Source organism: Bradyrhizobium sp. CCBAU 25338, assembly GCF_028128965.1.
Lineage (GTDB): Bacteria > Pseudomonadota > Alphaproteobacteria > Rhizobiales > Xanthobacteraceae > Bradyrhizobium > Bradyrhizobium liaoningense.
This window is the reverse complement of record NZ_LFKY01000042.1, coordinates 542,076-557,683: the sequence shown is the minus strand read 5'-3', so window position 1 is coordinate 557,683 and position 15,608 is coordinate 542,076. Positions and strand designations below refer to the sequence as shown.

Below are 15,608 nucleotides of genomic sequence, written 5' to 3'. Positions count from 1 at the left end.
GCCCCGAGCTTTGCTACCGATTGGAGATATCTCGTCGCAAAGGAGCTCCATCATGAACGAACAGGCAATGAACCAACGCGCCGTCCATCAGGCCGTCGGCGGCGGACTTCTCGTCGTGGCGCAATGGGAAGCCAAGGCCGAGGAGGCCGATCGGGTCGCCGAGATCCTGCGCGGCTTCCTCCCGCAGGCGCAGGGCGAGCCAGGCGTCAAGCTGTTCCTGATCAGCCGCGCCAAGGACAATCCGGCGCAGTTCCTTTTCTACGAGCTGTTCCGCGACGAAGCCGCGTTCAAGGCGCACCAGGAGAGCGCGCATTTCAAGACCTACATCGCGGGACAGGCGCTGCCGCTCCTGGCGAGACGGGAGCGGGCGCAATACGGATTGCTGTGAGCGCGCAATCGCACATGCGAGTGATTCCGCCTGTGGCCATCCTTCGAGACGCCCACCCTTGGTGGGCCCTCAGCATGGAACGACCTGTCAGACGTCATCTGAGGTGGTTCATGGAGAGGGACCGCGAAGCGGTCGTCTCGAAGGACAAGGCGCGCGCTCAGGTCTTTCAAGAACGCCCTATGCGATTGCCCTGCCACAGGGGGAGAGGGGAAACGATCGCCGACCTCACGTTTCACAGCGCACTTCTAGAACCGCGGCAAATCCGGGAACGCCAGCTTGCCGGCATGCACATGCATGCGGCCGAGCTCGGCGCAGCGGTGCAGGGTCGGAAACACCTTTCCGGGATTGAGCAGGCCCTGCGCATCGAAGGCGCATTTCAGCCGCTGCTGCTGGTTGAGGTCGATCTCGGAAAACATCTCGGGCATGAGATCGCGCTTCTCGATGCCGACGCCGTGCTCGCCGGTGAGCACGCCGCCGAACTCGACGCAGGCGCGCAGGATGTCGGCGCCGAAGGCTTCGGCGCGCTCGATCTCGCCGGGCTTGTTGGCATCGTAGAGGATCAGCGGATGCAGATTGCCGTCGCCGGCGTGGAACACGTTGGCGCAGCCGAGCTGGTATTTTTCCGAGAGCTCGCGGATGCGCGCCAGCGCCTTCGGCAGCGCGCCGCGCGGGATCGTGCCGTCCATGCAGAGATAGTCCGGCGAGATGCGGCCCACCGCCGGAAACGCGGCCTTGCGGCCGGCCCAGAACAGGTTGCGCTCGGCCTCCGAGGTCGAGATCTGGCACGTGGTCGAGCCGCAGGCATTGGCGATCGTCTCGACCCGCGTGATCAGCTCGTCGACCTCGATCTTGGGACCGTCGAGCTCGATGATCAGAAGCGCCTCGACGTCGAGGGGATAGCCGGCATGGACGAAGGCCTCGGCGGCGTGGATCGCCGGCTTGTCCATCATCTCCATGCCGCCCGGAATGATGCCGGCACCGATGATGCGCGCCACACATTCGCCGGCCGCCTCGACCTCTGCAAAGCCGACCATCAGCGCGCGCGCCGTCTCCGGCTTCTGCAGGATGCGCACCGTGATCTCGGTGATGACGCCGAGCAGGCCTTCCGATCCGGTGATGACGCCCATCAAATCGTAGCCCGCGTTCTCCGCCGACTTGCCGCCGATGCGGAGGATCTCGCCGCTCATCAGCACGATCTCGCAACCGAGCACGTTGTTGGTGGTCATGCCGTATTTCAGGCAATGAACGCCGCCGGAATTCTCGGCGACATTGCCGCCGATCGAGCAGGCGATCTGCGAGGACGGATCGGGCGCGTAGTAGAAGCCGGCATGCGCGACCGCCTGGCTGATCGCAAGATTGGTGACGCCGGGCTCGGTGACGACGACGCGGTTGTCGAAATCGATCTCGCGAATGCGCTTGAACTTGCCGAGCCCCAGCAGCACGCCGTCTTCGAGCGGCAGCGCGCCGCCGGACAGCGAGGTGCCGGAGCCGCGCGGCACCACCTTGATGCCTTGTGCAGCACAATATTTCAGGACGAGCGAGACCTGCTCGGTCGTATCGGGCAGCACCACGACCATCGGCGGCTGCCGGTAGGCGGTCAGCCCGTCGGATTCATACGCCCGCATCTCGGCTGCGCTGTCGATCACGCCCTCACCGGGGACGATTGCGCGCAACGCAGCAATGATCTCCGCGCGGCGCGCGAGCACCGCCTGGTCGCTCGCAGGCATCATGATGGTCATGACATATCCTTCCGGCTCACAGCCCACGATCAAATTTGTCGCGGCAAATCAATCACGTCCGCGCCTGTTTGGGTAGGCCATCCGAAAGTCGGATCGACGATGTTCCGCGAGTTCGCTCTGGGACAAGTAGGAAATCGTGAAACCTGTCATGGTTTGATGGCTTGTCCAAGCCGAGCAGGCCTGCCAAAAGCGGCGGGCCGGCGATTGTCGATCAGGCAAGAGACTGACCAGACCCACCAGGGAAGAGACGAAGAGCACCCGATGACAAAACTGACTTTTGGCGCACTGACGATCCTCACCGTGATTGCCACCGCACCCGCCGCGATGGCGCAGGATGTCGCGGCCGGCAAGACGTCGTTCAACAAATGCCTGGCCTGCCACGCGATCGGCGAAGGCGCCAAGAACAAGGTCGGCCCCGAGCTCAACGGCCTCAACGGCCGCAAGTCGGGAACCGCGCCGGACTACAATTATTCGGACGCGAACAAGAATTCCGGCATCACCTGGGATGAGGCCACGTTCAAGGAATATATCAAGGACCCCAAGGCCAAGATTCCCGGCACCAAGATGGCGTTCGCCGGCATCAAGAACGAGACCGAGATCAACAATCTCTGGGCCTTCCTCGCCCAATACGACAAGGACGGGAAGATCAAGCAGTAGGCGCGCAAGAGGCGGCCGCTAGAGCTGACGCGTTTTCTTCACGCGAACTGGTATCCACTTCGCTCGAGAGCGCTTTAATCAGCGGCCGCCTGCGCCGGGACGATCCTGCCGATCATCGTCTCGATCTCCGCCTTCACGAGATCCGGCACGGCGTTCTGCACCATGTGGCCGAGGTCGGGCAGCACGATCAGCTTCGCGTTGGACACCGCGGCGGCGAACGGGCGCGCGTGGATGCTGGTTTTCACCGTCTTGTCGGGCTCACCGGCGATGATCGTGACCGGCGCCTTTATCTCGCCATAGCGCGCGACTTGCGCGGCGACCGACTCTTTCAGCGTCACCAGATCATAGGCATTGGCGATGAACTCGCGTGGACGCAGCAATAGCGGCGTCGCGGAGTCCTTGACGAAGCCGTCCGGCATGGTTTGCGGCAGGAAGACGTTGCGCGCGCCGGATTCTGCGAGGACGTAGCCGAGCGGCAGCGTGATCGTGTAGGCGAGCAGCGGACCGATCACGGGCGTTGCGATGATCTCGTTGTAGCGGCCGACACCGCCGCGCCAGGGATGCGTGACGGGCGCGAGCATGACGAGACCGGCAACGCGGTGCGGATGATCGAGCGCGATCCGCGCGCCGAGGGCGCCGCTCCAGGAATGCACCACGAAGACCGCGCGATCGATCCCGAGCTTATGAAGCGCCTCATCGATCATCCGCGCCTGGATTTGCGGCGTCGAATCCTGCCGCCGCCCGCGCGTGCTCCAGCCATGGCCGGGTCGATCGATCAGAATCACGCGACGGTCCCCGGCGAGGTTGTCGCCGAGCGGCCGCCGCATCGCTTCGAGATTGGAGCTCGCGCCGTGCAGCATCACGATCGGAAGACCCGAATCGCGTGGGCCGATATCGACGACGTGAAGCCTCGCGCCGTCGACCTCGACCATCCGACCCTGAGGGGGAAAGGCGCGTTGCACGGCGACGATTCCCGCCTGTGTGACCAGCGCCAGCAGAACCAGCGCCGTCACGACTGACATCACGATCATGGAGAAGATCCTGGGCACTGGGCAGTTACGGCTCTGATCGCACGGCAGTTTCGCCGCCGGCTTTCCGCGCTTCCACTGAAAATCCCGGGGCTGTGGATATGTGCATAATTGCAGAACGAAAAAACGCAATGGAATCAACAGCATTCTGACGGGCGCACAAGCCCCGGACCAGCTTCATGCAACCGTCATCGCCGCTTCCATATAATCGCCATGGTCGGTTCCGCCATCTAGGCGCGGGCAGGTGCCGATCCTCCTCGCAACCTCGGGCGATGCGGGAAAGACCGGCAGGATCCTGGTTTGAACCGGAGAAGTTTCAATGAGCGTCAGATCGAACGACACTGCAATCGACGAAATTGTCGCGAGCTGCAATGGTGACTTGCGCGGTGCCGTGCGGGCTCTGCTCCTGATCAACGAGCATCTCGAGACCGAGCTTGCAAAGGCTTACGCCGCAGCCGCCGACCGCGGCCTCGTCGAGCGCGGCAGCAGCGTCCTGCATTGAGCGCAGGCTAGTCCGTCCCGTCTTCCTCTTTCTCCTCCTCGGGCGTGACCGCGGGACAGGCGCGGATCGTCGAACGGGCAAGCTTGGCATCGGCCCTGGATTTGTAGGGACCGTCGCCGAACCAGATATCGCCGATGATCACGGGATTGCTGGTCACGATATTGCATTTTCCTGTGGCGCGGTTGCCGACCACCCAGAACAATCCGTCAGCGAAGCTCGCTGCCCCCGACGCGAGCAGCAATATGGCTGCGACTACCAAACGATTCATGGCTGTGCTCCTGCCATGCAGGTAGGCCTGCGGCGGCGCCGGCAATAGTCCTCCCGACGCGGCGCATGCGAATGTGGTTAATCGGCGCAGGCTCCGATCACTCGGGAAATGATCAACTTATCCACTAGATGTCGCGACCCTCGACCTTCTCGGTCAGCGCCTTGACCTGATCGGGGATCTTTTCGAGGTGCGGATTGACGGCGAGCGCCTTGCGATAGGCATCAAGCGCGCGCTTCTCGTCGCCGACCTCCTGCATGATCATGCCGAGGCCGGCGAGCGCGCCGAAATGGCGCGGCTCCCGGACCAGCACTTGCTGGATATCCGCGAGAGAGCGGCCATAGTCGTTCTGCATGTAATAGAGCGTCGCCCGCCGATTCCAGGCCTCGATGTAATCGGGCCTGAGCTTGATGACCGAATCCAGCAGCTTGATCGCGACATCGATCTTCTTCGCATCGACCGCGGTCTTGGCGCGTGACATCAAAAGCGCCGCGGTGTCGCTCGGGGTCTGTAGCCAGATCGCCCAGATCCGCGCCTCGACATGCTTGGCGCTGACCTCATCGGGAGCGGCCTTCAGCGCGCCGAACAGGAAATCGAGATTCTTGCTGCGATCGACCTTGGGCAGCTTGGCCGGCGCTTCGGGCAGCTTCTTCTGCTTGCCGGGCGGCTCAACCTGCTGCGCCAGGGCGGGAGCCAGCCCGGCGGTTCCCAGCACAAGGGCGAGACCAATGGTGCGCGCAAAGGGGAATCTGATTGCCATGATGAAAGTCTAAACGCGCAAAGCCGCCCTTGCAAAGCAAAGGCGGCGTCAAACTCGTGTGAGCCGTGGTCTTGCGGGGCGCGCGAAGGCGTCCGGCCGGGCGAGATCAGCCCTGCCGCGCCTTGAAGCGGCGCTGCACCTTGTTGATCACATAAACCCGGCCCTTGCGGCGAACCAGGCGGTTGGCGCGATGGCGACCGCGCAGCGATTTCAGCGAGTTACGGACCTTCATGGCAGAATCCTGAACGTTCGAAAGGCCGTGTTCGGCACTACCGTTTCGGCACGCGCGAATGTGGCAAAATGAGATTTTTCCCGCTCGCGGACCGACCGCCCGGGACGGGGCGGTTCTTAAGGCATGGCGGGCGGTGATGTCAATGTTAACCGCCCCGGTCCGGGTCAGCAAATTCGCGAAAACAACCCCATGCACAGTAGAAGTGCCCGGATCGGCCCGATCTGCCAAGCCGATAACCTGCCGCAATGCCTTGCCAAATTCGTTATATCATATAATCAATTTGACAACCGGTCGGGAGGAAACCAATGCCGAAGCTGAAGCTGCCTGCTATCGACGATGTCGTCGCCATCGACATCCACACTCATGCCGAGGAGCCCTGCGGCTGCCACCCCGACGATGGCTATGACGATTTCCAGGCGCAAATGGCCGAGTATTTCAAGTCGCCGAACAAGCATCCACCGACCGTGCCTGAGACCGCGGCCTATTACCGCTCCAAGAACATCGCCGCAGTGATCTTCCCCGTCGACGCCGAGCGCGAGACCGGCTTCCGCCGCTACAACAATTACGAGATGCTGGAGGTTGCCTCCGAACATCTCGACGTCCTCATCCCCTTTGTCTCGATCGACCCGCACAAGGGCAAGCTCGGCGCGCGCGAGGCGCGCAAGCTGATCGAGGAATACGGCGTGCGCGGCTTCAAATTTCACCCGACCATGCAAGGCTTCTACGCCAACGACCGCATGGCCTATCCGCTCTACGAAGAGATCAACAATGGCGGCGCGATCGCGCTGTTTCACACCGGCCAGACCGGCGTCGGCTCGGGCATGCCGGGCGGCATGGGCATGCGGCTGAAATATTCCAACCCGATGTACATGGACGACGTCGCGGCCGATTTCCCCGACCTCAAGATCATCCTCGCCCATCCCTCCTTCCCCTGGCAGGAGGAGGCGCTGTCGGTCGCGACCCACAAGCCGAACGTCTATATCGACCTCTCCGGCTGGTCGCCGAAATATTTCCCGCCGATCCTGGTGCGCTACATCAACTCGATCCTGCAGGACAAGATGCTGTTCGGCTCGGACTGGCCGGTGATCACGCCGGACCGCTGGCTGTCCGACTTCGCCAAGATCGACATCCGCGACGAGATCCGGCCGAAGGTCTTGAAGGCCAACGCGCGCAAGCTGCTGGGGATCTAATGCGGCATGAGTTTGGGTTGACTTGATGCCTAGCGGCAGGTGAGGGGATCAGGTCTCACCGATCGCTACGGCCCCTCACCCGGATTGCTGCGCAATCCGACCTCTCCCCACTGGGGAGAGGTGACCGAACGCCCGGCCGAACCCAATTTCATTGCGTTCCAGGGGTGTCATCATCGCCGCGGCGCATTGAGGGCTTCGATTCCGGGGACCGAAGCCCTCACGGCTGCGGCCTCAGACCTGCGCGAGGCCTCCATCGACGAAGACCTCGCCGCCGGTCATGAAGCTGCTGTCCGCGGACGCCAGGAACGCGGCCACGGCCCCGGTCTCGCTTGGGTCGCCTACGCGCCCTATGGGGGTCGAGCTGCCGAGCGCGTCAAATGCTTGCTCGCCGACGATCTCCAGCGCCAGCTCCGTCTTGGTCGGCCCCGGCGACAGCACATTGACGCGGATGCCCGTGCCGCGCAGGTCGAGCGCCCAACTGCGCGCAAGGTTGCGGATCGCCGCCTTGGTCGCGCTGTAGATGCTGAACTGCGGCGTGCCCATCACGCCCGTGCTCGAACCGGTCAGGATGATCGATGATCCCTTTCGCATCAGCGGCAGGGCCTTCTGCACCGTGAACACCAGCCCCTTCACATTGACGTCGAAGATGTAATCGTAGTGCTCGGGCGTGATCTCGCCGAGCGGCGCAAACAGTCCGGTCCCGGCATTGGCGAACAGGATGTCGAGTCCGCCGCGTTCGGCTTTGACTGTCGCGTATAGCCGGTCGAGGTCGGACAGATCCGTGACCGAGCCCCTGACGGCGCGCGCCGAGGACCCCAGCTGCGCGAGGGCAGCGTCGAGGGGCTCCTGCCGCCGCCCGAAGATGTAGACGAACGCGCCCTCATCGACGAACCGTTTGGCGGCTCCAAGCCCAATGCCGGTTCCGCCGCCTGTCACCACCGCCGTCTTGCCTTCTAGTCTGCTCATGATGTGCTCCTTCACTAAGGTTGCACTGAGCTGGCGGCGTACCCACCTATCGACAAGTATGCACCTTTTGGTAAGTGCCCGAAAAAAATGTCGAGAGATCGTTCAGACCTCATCTCCCCACCGGCGCAGGCTCAAGCCGACGTCCCGCGTTGCACGCCGAATCTGCCCGGCTTCACCTGCGGCCTGGATGCGACCTTGCGGGTCATCTCGGGCAAATGGAAACCGCTGATCCTGTACTTCCTCGCCCAGGACGGCCCGACCCGCTACGGCGAGCTCCGGCGAGCCGTGCGCGACGTCAGCGACAAGGTGCTGATCCAGCAGCTCAAGGAGCTGGAGGCCGACGGTCTGATCAAGCGGACCGACTACAAGGAGGTGCCGCCGCGGGTGGACTACAGCCTCACGCCTCTGGGCCGCAGTCTGGCCGAGGCCCTCGTGCCGCTCTGCTCCTGGGGCACGGAGCATATGGCGGAGGTCAGCCGGGTGTTCGCCGAGCGGGCGACCTGGAACACCAAGGCACGGTAAACTGATCAGCTGGACCTTGGATCGATATCGCGGCGCCGGGTATAGTCCCCTGCGCGCGCAACGATCCCGGAGGACGGCCAATTGAGCATGAAAGCCGTCGTCTTCGACGCCTACGGAACGCTCTACGACATCCAGTCGGTCGCCGATATCACCGAGGATGCGTTTCCGGGCTATGGCGAGATCATCACGCAGGTCTGGCGCATCAAGCAGCTCGAATACACCTGGCTGCGCTCGCTGATGCGGCGCTATCAGGATTTTGCCGTCGTCACCCGCGACTCGCTCGCCTATACGCTGCGAATACTGGGGCTCGCTTACGAGAACGACGCATTCGAGCGCGTGATCGCGAAATATCTGCAGCTCGATCTCTATCCGGACGCGACGGCAGCGCTCACGGCGCTGAAGCCGCGCAAGCTCGCCATCCTCTCCAACGGCAGCCCGGACATGCTGAATGCGCTCGTGCGCAATTCGGGCCTCGATGCCCTGCTCGATGCCACCATCAGCGTCGATGCGAAGAAGATCTTCAAGCCGAGCCCGCAGGCCTATGAGCTGATCGGCGAGGTGCTCGGCACCGCGCCGAACGAGGTTCTGTTCGTCTCCTCCAATCCCTGGGACGTGGCTGGCGCGAAATCGTTCGGATTGAACGTTGCCTGGATCGAGCGGGTGACGCCCGAAGCCATGGCGCTGGCTTGCGTCGAGAACGAACTCGTGGCACCGCTCACCATGTTCAAGGCGATCCGCACCCAGATGGACGAGCTTGGCTGTGCGCCGGACCACCGCGTTCACGCGCTCTCCGAGCTGCCAAGAATCGCTTAGGGGTCGCCGCCCGCCTGTGAGATTGCAATGAGCTGCCCGGAATGAGCCTGGAATCCGTTCGCGCCTTCTTCGCCGAGAAAGCCCCTGACATCTCCGTCATCGAATCCCCGATCAGCTCCGCGACCGTGGCGCTGGCGGCCGAAGCCTATGGTGTCGAGCCGGGGCGGATCGCCAAGACGCTGTCGTTGCGGATCGGCGAGCGCGTCATCCTGATCGTCGCCGCCGGCACCTCTCGCATGGACAACAAGAAGGTGAAGGCGCAGTTCGGCGGCAAGCCGAAGATGCTGGGTCTGGAGGAAGTCGCCGACATCACCGGACACGAGGTTGGCGGCGTCTGCCCGTTCGGTCTGAAATCGCCGCTGCCGATCTACTGCGACGTCTCGCTGAAGGCGTTCGACGTCGTGGTTCCGGCCGCGGGCTCGACCCACAGCGCGGTACGGATCACGCCCGATCGGCTGGCCGAGCTGGTCGCCGCCGAGTGGGTCGATGTCTGTGAGCACCGGACCTAAAGCGCGATGAGATGAGAACGAATCGTCATCGCGCTTTAGGTTATTGTTTGAGCACGATCTTTTCGGAAAACCGCCGCGCACTTTTCCGGATCATGCTTTCGAGCGGCTAGTCATCGTCGTCATAAGGTTGCGGCTGTGCGGGCGGAGGTGGCGGCGCCGTGTTGTAACGCGGTGGCGGAGCAGCGCGATTGCGCGGCACCGGCTGCTGTTGCGGCATCTGGTTGTTGGACTGGAACACCGCGCGGCAGCCGCTCGAGAGCTGCGGGGTGTTCTGCTGCAAACAAGCCGTGATGCGATTCACATCGGGAATCTGGTCGCTGCATAGACGCCATACATCGGGCGTGCAAGCCATCTGCTGTTCCATCGTGCCGCGGTATTCCTCAGCGAATGCTGCGCCCTGCACGACGATGCCGCCAACCGCAAGCGCCACACCCAGCGCAATCCGCTCTGCTCGCATGTCCTGGTCCTTCTCGATCCGACAAATCTCATCAACCAATGAGGCGAGAGCCGGTTCTGAACCAACAAAAAAATGTGAAAGAACTGCAGGAACTATTCCACCTTGCCGATCCTCTTCACCGCCGCAACTGGCCGCGCTGTCAGCGGCAGCGACTCCCGCGCCACCGCTCGAGTCCCGGACGGACCGAAGACGTCCTTCCGACTACGGCTTATTGCCCGTTTCCGCGCGCCGCGCCTTCGCGTCCATCGGCGTCATGCCGAAACGCTGCCGAAATGTCCGGTGAAAATACGAGACGTCGTTGAAGCCGGAGAGATGGGCGATGCCGCTGATCTTGCCCGCCCGGTGAATCGGATCGCACAGCAGCCGTGCCGCCCGCAGTAGCCGCTGCTCCAGCACGAACTCCGAGAACGTGACGCCGCTGCGCTCGAACAGCAACTGAATGGTGCGAGGGCTGGCGCGATGGCGCCGCGCGAGGTCGGCGAGCGTGAGCCCGCCGTCGCCGAGCCGTGCCAGAATATCGGCCTTGATGGCTTCCAGCCGAGCCGCGGCGAGGCCGCGTTCTTTTGCCTGTTCGGTAGCGTCGCGCCGGCCGCCGAGCACCAGCACCATCAAATCCATCAGGTGTTGTGAAACGGCGTGCTGCGCCAGCGCATCGAGCCCCGGGGCGTGCTGAACCGCGAAGTCGTAATATCGATGCAGCAGCGCAGTGAGCGCGGGGTCATGATCGAGCGGCCGCGCAACGCTGTCTTCGGCATCGGGGCAATATGACAGCAGCGTCCTGCGGTCGAACAAAGCGGCCTTGTTGCTGCCTTTCTCGAGCTGCGCGACGAATGCGCCCTTGATGGAGGCGTCGATGAGACTGATGCCCAGCGGCGCGACCTCGAGCGCACGACGGCCCATGACAGCTTGCAACCGCGAATCCGGCGCCATCAGTAACGCCAGATTGTCGCTGGCGCCGAGCGTCATAAACCTGATCGGCGTGCCGTTGCAGAAGGATATCGTTGCCTGCGGCAACATCAACGCTTTGACGTCGCAGTGAAACGAGCCGTCGGACAAGGGCGCAAGATCGGCTGCCATCACGCGGCGGCAAAACTCCTCCCGCCACACCTCATAGGCCGGCCCGTGCGGTTCGCCGGTATAGCCGAGGCGCGGCGCGCCATGGATCGATTGGTCATCGGCCGCCATGAAAGCGCGTCTCCGAGCTCATTCCGGACCCAGCAATATCGCGTTTGTTGCAGCGCGCAACACGCTTCAAATGAGGTTGCGCCTCAGGCCAACTGAATTTGCGCTTTAGTCCACTTCCCGTGGCGACACGCCGCCCCGCTGGCGGCACAGTCCGTGGCATCGCCGCAACAGGGGTGGCGCAAACCGGCGTCTTGCGCCTTTCGCCATAAGGCATTTCGCACAGCGCCAAGAATCGCGACGACGTCCCCGCTAGCAATTGTGCTGGAATGAGGGAATCGTCGATGTCGACTGCAATACCGACCTGCGCACATAACACCACAAGGGCCTCTGCCCTGCGCAACAAGCTGCTCGTCACCACCGCGCTGGCGCTGGTCTCGCTTCTTGTCGTGATCCCCGGTCAGGCTCTCGCCGCCTGCACCGTGGCCGGCACCGGCACGATCGGCGCGCTCAATTCGGGCGACGTCGCGACCTGCACCGGCGTCGGCAACACCGATCACATCAACGCCACCGGCAGCAGCAACGTCACGGTCAACGTCGGCGACGGCACGACGACGTCGCTGCTGCCGGGCGCAGGCATACCTGCGGTCGTTTTCGACGGCACCATCGGCTCGCGCATCACCGTCAATAATCAGGCGACAGCCTCGACCCACAGCGGAGCGGTTCTGCTGTCCAACGGATCGATCCACAACAATGTGACGGTCGCGGCCGGTGGGATCGCGGAGGGTACGGGCAATGCCGAAGCAGCAATCGTGATCGACAATTCGAACGACAATCTCGTCAACATTCGCGGGACGGCCGTCGGCACCGGAGGAAACACGACGGGACTTCGGATCAGCGGGACGTCGAGCGGCAATGCCGTCCTCGTCTATGACAGCGGATCGATCGGCGGCGACCATACCGGCGTACAATTCATCGCCGGCGGCAATACACTCATCAATGGCGGCACGATCTCCGGCGGCTTCTTCATCGCCATCCAGGGCTCTTCCGGCAGCGACACCATCTTCAACTCCGGCACCATCTCGGGCGGCGGCAGCGGAGCGATCCAACTGAATGGGGGCGATGATCTGCTCGGCCTCGCTCCGGGCGCGACGATCACCGGGAATGTTCGCGGCGGGAGCGGTACCGACACGCTGAACCTCGGCAGCGTTGGCAGCGCCTCGTTCGACCTCGGCAATCTCGGCCCCGGCCTGCAATATGACGAGTTCGAGCAACTGAAAAAGAACGGCAACTCCGTCTGGACGCTGACCGGCACCACCGCCTTCAACGGCGCAACGACGGTGGACGCGGGCGGCCTGATCGTGAACGGCACATTGCCCTCGGTCGTCACGATCAATGGCGGCTATCTAGGCGGCACCGGCACGGTCGGCGGCATCGCCGTCAACAATGCCGGCATGGTCGCCCCCGGCAACTCGATCGGGACGCTCAACGTCAATGGCAACGTCGCCTTCAATGCCGGATCGACCTTCCAGGTCGAAATCAATGCTGCCGGCCAGTCCGACAGGATCGCAGCAACCGGGACCGCCGCGCTCAATGGCGGCACCGTGCAGATCGTGCCGCTCGGCGCCGGCTTCATCGCCAACACCCAGTATACGATCCTGACCGCGACGGGCGGCGTCAGCGGCAGTTTCGCCAACCTCACGACCTCGGGCAGCCCGCTGGTTTCGGGCCAGCTCAGCTACGACGTCAACAACGTCTACTTCATCCTTCAGCAGATTGGTGGCTTCGGCACGCTGTCGGGCCTGTCGCCGAACCAGGCCGCGGTGGCCGGCGCGTTGGACCAGGCACAGCTCGGCGGCGCATCGGGGACGCTGACCACGGCGATCAACACGCTCGCCGCACTCAATGCGTCCGGCATCAGGGCCGGCCTCGATGATCTTGCCGGTCAAGTTCACGCCGATGGACGCCGTTTCGTCGCCGATCAGGCCGACATGTTCCAGAGCTTCATGTGGAATGCGGGCACGCAGTCGCGCGGCGAAACCCTGCGCATGTCGGCCACCGCCTACGCCCCGGAGCCGGCGGATCCGATCGGCAAGGCCCTCGTTGGCCGGCGCACCAGGCCGGCGCAGAGCATCTGGTTCGGCGGCTACGGCAATTGGGACAAGGTGGCGGCGAGCGGCATTGCCTTCGGCACGAACACGACCGTTGCGGGCGCAGCGCTCGGCGCCGATCTCTGGCACATGCCTGGCTTCACGGCAGGCCTTGCGATCGGCGCATCGACCGGCCAGCTGCGGATGGCCGGCCGTGCCGACCGGATCGACGCCAATGCCGGCCATGTGGGCTTCTACGCGCGCGGCGAGAGGGGCGGCTTCAATCTCGCATCCGCCATCAGCTATTCCTTCGCGGCGCTCGAATCCTCTCGCTCGATCGCGTTCCTCGGTGAAACTGCGACCGCCTCCTCGCGGGCGAACACCTTTGCCGCCTCGCTCGGCATCGCACGCCCCTTTGCGACCGGATGGGGATTCACGGCGGAGCCGTTCGCCAAGGCCGACTGGTACTCGACACGGCAAGGCACTCTATCCGAAACGGGTGCACCGGGCGTAAACCAGCTGGTGCAGGCCGGCAGCTTCGACGTTGCCTATGGCACAGCAGGCCTGCGCACCCATCACCAAGTGATCATGCCGAACGGCCAGACGGCACAATTCGGCGCGACACTCGCCGTCCGCCACGAATTTACCGGCAGCGCGGCGTCCACCACGGCGGCCCTGGAGGGGGCCCCCGGCATTCCCTTCGCGATCACCGGCGTCGAACGCGCGCGGACGGTCGCGCTCACCGGCGCGGAGATCCGGTGGGATCTCACGACTGCGACCTCATTCAAGGCGTCCTACGAGGGCGCGTTTGCGCCGGGATATGACCGGCACACGGTGCGCGGCGTGCTGCGCACCGGGTTCTAGGACTACTCCACCTTGCCGATCTTCTGAACTGCCGCGATCAGACGCGCGCTGCCGGCCGCGATGAACTGTGCCAGGGACTGCGCATCCTGATATTGCGTCCAGTCATGGAGATTCGTTTCGCTCCAGCCTGGCGCGGCGATGGGTAAGAAGCGAGATGTTTACGAAACGGTAACCATATTCGGGGGAGCCAGGAACGCCTCCCGGGGACCCGCTGTTGCCCTCCCGAGGGAGTGAGCGATGCGGAATGTTGGAACCATCGACCTCGCGTTGGACGAGATGCTGGTGAATCTCGCCGCGATCGTCTTGCGGCTTTCAAAGCCCGAGCTGACGCGAACACCGGAAGCGCGGCGCGCGCTGGCGCAATCCGTCCATCAATATGCGGTGTGCGCGAAGCGTTCGAACGACCCTCGCGTTCACGAATTGAAGTCGCAGTTGGAAGAAACGCTGAAGCCGAGCTTGCGCATCGTCGCGATCGACGGCGTGGAGGTATCGTAGTTCAGCACCGTCATTGCGAGGAGCTCTTGCGACGAAGCAATCGAGGTCGTTGAAGGTGCTCGTTCTACGACGCCTTCGCCTTTCCGCGCGTCCGCCGCTTACAGATGCTGGGCAGCTCCGCCGCCAGGAAATCGCCGAGCGCCTCGACCCGGGCGGGACGCGGGCCGCCGGGCGGCGTCACCAGGTGCACGGCGCCTTCGGCCTGCGTCCAGTCCTTCAGGATGACTTCGACCTCGCCGGAGGAAATGGCTTCGCCGACGATGAATTCAGGCAGCTCGGCGATGCCGAGGCCGGCGATCAGTGCCGGCATCACGGCTTCCCCGTTGTTGACGCGAAGCTGGCCTCCCGGGCGCACGCTGGCCTGCTCGCCGGCCGAATTGGTGTAGTGCCAGACGTTCGGCGTCGAGAGATAGGCGTAGCTGAAGCACTTGTGCTGGGCGAGATGCATCGGATGCGTCGGCCTGCCGTGGCGCTTCAGATACGACGGCGCGGCGACCGTGTAGCGTGGCATGGTGAAGAGCCGCCGCGCGATCAGCGAAGAGTCCGGCAGCCGCGCGATCCGCACCGCCATGTCGAAACCCTCGCCGATCAGATCGACGGTCGCATCGCTCAGATGCAGATCAACCGAGACTTCCGGATAGGCTTCGAAGAACTCCGGCAGCAGCGGCGCCACGGCCTTGATGCCGAACGTCATGGGGACGGCGAGCCGCACCAGCCCGCGCGGCGCCACCGATTGCGCCAGCGCCTCATTCTCCGCCGCCTCGCCGTCGGCCAGCAGCCGCGTCGCGCGATCGGCGAGCTTGTGCCCGGCATCGGTCAGCGCGAGCCGGCGCGAGGTGCGGTTGAACAGGCGCGCGCCGAGCCGCTCCTCCAGCCGGGTCACCGCCTTCGAAACCGTCGCCTTGGACATCGCCAGCTCGCCCGCAGCCCCCGCAAACGACCGCAATTCCACGACTTTCGCGAAAATCGCGAGCGCTTCGAAATCGGGGAGTTTTGCCATGCGAGCGGC

At 64.0% G+C, this 15,608-nt stretch carries 18 protein-coding genes; 9 read left to right on the top strand and 9 right to left on the bottom strand.

Going from position 1 to position 15,608, the window contains the following annotated elements; genetic code table 11:
- Positions 1 to 52 precede the first annotated feature (52 nt).
- Entirely contained in the window at positions 53 to 388 is a 336-nt protein-coding gene (locus ACM42_RS32380; RefSeq protein ID WP_028181866.1) for a putative quinol monooxygenase, read from the top strand.
- A gap of 245 nt (positions 389 to 633) precedes the next feature.
- Here the strand turns inward: ACM42_RS32380 and ACM42_RS32375 are convergent, their stop codons facing one another.
- Positions 634 to 2,127: an FAD-linked oxidase C-terminal domain-containing protein gene (locus tag ACM42_RS32375; RefSeq protein WP_271531893.1), complete on the bottom strand. Its 1,494-nt coding sequence runs from the start codon at positions 2,125 to 2,127 to the stop codon at positions 634 to 636.
- Between the two features lie 261 nt (positions 2,128 to 2,388).
- Between ACM42_RS32375 and cycA the strand changes: the two genes are divergently transcribed.
- Positions 2,389 to 2,784, top strand: a complete 396-nt coding sequence (cycA, locus tag ACM42_RS32370; RefSeq protein WP_028182288.1) for a cytochrome c-550 CycA — start codon at positions 2,389 to 2,391, stop codon at positions 2,782 to 2,784.
- Positions 2,785 to 2,858: 74 nt separating this feature from the next.
- Here cycA and ACM42_RS32365 read toward each other — a convergent pair whose 3' ends face one another.
- The gene (locus ACM42_RS32365; protein WP_271531889.1) at positions 2,859 to 3,815 is read right to left on the bottom strand and encodes an alpha/beta fold hydrolase; all 957 of its coding nucleotides are present in this window, start codon (positions 3,813 to 3,815) and stop codon (positions 2,859 to 2,861) included.
- A gap of 316 nt (positions 3,816 to 4,131) precedes the next feature.
- Here ACM42_RS32365 and ACM42_RS32360 point away from each other — a divergent pair, with 316 nt between their 5' ends.
- Positions 4,132 to 4,314, top strand: coding sequence for a hypothetical protein (locus ACM42_RS32360; RefSeq protein WP_271531887.1), 183 nt, complete (start codon positions 4,132 to 4,134; stop codon positions 4,312 to 4,314).
- A 7-nt stretch (positions 4,315 to 4,321) separates the two neighbouring features.
- Here the strand turns inward: ACM42_RS32360 and ACM42_RS32355 are convergent, their stop codons facing one another.
- The 3 genes from ACM42_RS32355 to ykgO form a co-directional block, all read right to left on the bottom strand.
- Complete coding sequence (locus ACM42_RS32355; protein ID WP_271531885.1) at positions 4,322 to 4,582, bottom strand: hypothetical protein; 261 nt, start codon at positions 4,580 to 4,582, stop codon at positions 4,322 to 4,324.
- Between the two features lie 124 nt (positions 4,583 to 4,706).
- Complete coding sequence (locus tag ACM42_RS32350) at positions 4,707 to 5,339, bottom strand: tetratricopeptide repeat protein (RefSeq protein WP_271531883.1); 633 nt, start codon at positions 5,337 to 5,339, stop codon at positions 4,707 to 4,709.
- 106 nt (positions 5,340 to 5,445) lie between these two features.
- Positions 5,446 to 5,571, bottom strand: a complete 126-nt coding sequence (ykgO, locus tag ACM42_RS32345; protein WP_006611362.1) for a type B 50S ribosomal protein L36 — start codon at positions 5,569 to 5,571, stop codon at positions 5,446 to 5,448.
- A gap of 305 nt (positions 5,572 to 5,876) precedes the next feature.
- On the opposite strand from ykgO, the gene ACM42_RS32340 reads away from it, so the two are divergent.
- Entirely contained in the window at positions 5,877 to 6,761 is an 885-nt protein-coding gene (locus tag ACM42_RS32340; RefSeq protein WP_061026658.1) for an amidohydrolase family protein, read from the top strand.
- A gap of 231 nt (positions 6,762 to 6,992) precedes the next feature.
- On the opposite strand, the gene ACM42_RS32335 is transcribed toward ACM42_RS32340, so the two are convergent.
- Positions 6,993 to 7,727, bottom strand: a complete 735-nt coding sequence (locus ACM42_RS32335; RefSeq protein WP_271532274.1) for an SDR family NAD(P)-dependent oxidoreductase — start codon at positions 7,725 to 7,727, stop codon at positions 6,993 to 6,995.
- Between the two features lie 162 nt (positions 7,728 to 7,889).
- Between ACM42_RS32335 and ACM42_RS32330 the strand changes: the two genes are divergently transcribed.
- From ACM42_RS32330 to ACM42_RS32320, 3 genes are all read left to right on the top strand, one after another.
- Complete coding sequence (locus ACM42_RS32330; RefSeq protein ID WP_271532272.1) at positions 7,890 to 8,249, top strand: winged helix-turn-helix transcriptional regulator; 360 nt, start codon at positions 7,890 to 7,892, stop codon at positions 8,247 to 8,249.
- 81 nt (positions 8,250 to 8,330) lie between these two features.
- Positions 8,331 to 9,062: a haloacid dehalogenase type II gene (locus ACM42_RS32325; protein WP_271531881.1), complete on the top strand. Its 732-nt coding sequence runs from the start codon at positions 8,331 to 8,333 to the stop codon at positions 9,060 to 9,062.
- 41 nt (positions 9,063 to 9,103) lie between these two features.
- Positions 9,104 to 9,571: a YbaK/EbsC family protein gene (locus ACM42_RS32320; RefSeq protein WP_271531879.1), complete on the top strand. Its 468-nt coding sequence runs from the start codon at positions 9,104 to 9,106 to the stop codon at positions 9,569 to 9,571.
- Positions 9,572 to 9,677: 106 nt separating this feature from the next.
- On the opposite strand, the gene ACM42_RS32315 is transcribed toward ACM42_RS32320, so the two are convergent.
- A complete protein-coding gene (locus tag ACM42_RS32315) occupies positions 9,678 to 10,028 on the bottom strand; it encodes a hypothetical protein (RefSeq protein WP_271532270.1) in 351 nt (116 codons plus the stop codon).
- A 201-nt stretch (positions 10,029 to 10,229) separates the two neighbouring features.
- Positions 10,230 to 11,213 carry an AraC family transcriptional regulator gene (locus ACM42_RS32310; protein ID WP_271531877.1) on the bottom strand — a complete coding sequence of 328 codons (984 nt, stop codon included), beginning with the start codon at positions 11,211 to 11,213 and terminating at the stop codon, positions 10,230 to 10,232.
- A 281-nt stretch (positions 11,214 to 11,494) separates the two neighbouring features.
- Here ACM42_RS32310 and ACM42_RS32305 point away from each other — a divergent pair, with 281 nt between their 5' ends.
- Both ACM42_RS32305 and ACM42_RS32300 read left to right on the top strand, forming a co-directional pair.
- Positions 11,495 to 14,104, top strand: a complete 2,610-nt coding sequence (locus tag ACM42_RS32305) for an autotransporter outer membrane beta-barrel domain-containing protein (RefSeq protein WP_271531875.1) — start codon at positions 11,495 to 11,497, stop codon at positions 14,102 to 14,104.
- A 237-nt stretch (positions 14,105 to 14,341) separates the two neighbouring features.
- The gene (locus ACM42_RS32300; RefSeq protein WP_028180458.1) at positions 14,342 to 14,599 is read left to right on the top strand and encodes a hypothetical protein; all 258 of its coding nucleotides are present in this window, start codon (positions 14,342 to 14,344) and stop codon (positions 14,597 to 14,599) included.
- Between the two features lie 64 nt (positions 14,600 to 14,663).
- On the opposite strand, the gene ACM42_RS32295 is transcribed toward ACM42_RS32300, so the two are convergent.
- Positions 14,664 to 15,599, bottom strand: coding sequence for a LysR family transcriptional regulator (locus tag ACM42_RS32295; protein ID WP_271531873.1), 936 nt, complete (start codon positions 15,597 to 15,599; stop codon positions 14,664 to 14,666).
- Between the last annotated feature and the right edge of the window lie 9 nt (positions 15,600 to 15,608).

Excerpts from the sequence above, each read along its gene's own strand:
- ACM42_RS32380 (WP_028181866.1), top strand. The coding sequence starts at position 53 with ATGAACGAACAGGCAATGAACCAACGCGCCGTCCATCAGGCCGTCGGC.
- ACM42_RS32375 (WP_271531893.1), bottom strand. The coding sequence starts at position 2,127 with ATGACCATCATGATGCCTGCGAGCGACCAGGCGGTGCTCGCGCGCCGC.
- cycA (WP_028182288.1), top strand. The coding sequence starts at position 2,389 with ATGACAAAACTGACTTTTGGCGCACTGACGATCCTCACCGTGATTGCC.
- ACM42_RS32365 (WP_271531889.1), bottom strand. The coding sequence starts at position 3,815 with ATGATCGTGATGTCAGTCGTGACGGCGCTGGTTCTGCTGGCGCTGGTC.
- ACM42_RS32360 (WP_271531887.1), top strand. The coding sequence starts at position 4,132 with ATGAGCGTCAGATCGAACGACACTGCAATCGACGAAATTGTCGCGAGC.
- ACM42_RS32355 (WP_271531885.1), bottom strand. The coding sequence starts at position 4,582 with ATGAATCGTTTGGTAGTCGCAGCCATATTGCTGCTCGCGTCGGGGGCA.
- ACM42_RS32350 (WP_271531883.1), bottom strand. The coding sequence starts at position 5,339 with ATGGCAATCAGATTCCCCTTTGCGCGCACCATTGGTCTCGCCCTTGTG.
- ykgO (WP_006611362.1), bottom strand. The coding sequence starts at position 5,571 with ATGAAGGTCCGTAACTCGCTGAAATCGCTGCGCGGTCGCCATCGCGCC.
- ACM42_RS32340 (WP_061026658.1), top strand. The coding sequence starts at position 5,877 with ATGCCGAAGCTGAAGCTGCCTGCTATCGACGATGTCGTCGCCATCGAC.
- ACM42_RS32335 (WP_271532274.1), bottom strand. The coding sequence starts at position 7,727 with ATGAGCAGACTAGAAGGCAAGACGGCGGTGGTGACAGGCGGCGGAACC.
- ACM42_RS32320 (WP_271531879.1), top strand. The coding sequence starts at position 9,104 with ATGAGCCTGGAATCCGTTCGCGCCTTCTTCGCCGAGAAAGCCCCTGAC.
- ACM42_RS32315 (WP_271532270.1), bottom strand. The coding sequence starts at position 10,028 with ATGCGAGCAGAGCGGATTGCGCTGGGTGTGGCGCTTGCGGTTGGCGGC.
- ACM42_RS32310 (WP_271531877.1), bottom strand. The coding sequence starts at position 11,213 with ATGGCGGCCGATGACCAATCGATCCATGGCGCGCCGCGCCTCGGCTAT.
- ACM42_RS32305 (WP_271531875.1), top strand. The coding sequence starts at position 11,495 with ATGTCGACTGCAATACCGACCTGCGCACATAACACCACAAGGGCCTCT.
- ACM42_RS32300 (WP_028180458.1), top strand. The coding sequence starts at position 14,342 with ATGCGGAATGTTGGAACCATCGACCTCGCGTTGGACGAGATGCTGGTG.
- ACM42_RS32295 (WP_271531873.1), bottom strand. The coding sequence starts at position 15,599 with ATGGCAAAACTCCCCGATTTCGAAGCGCTCGCGATTTTCGCGAAAGTC.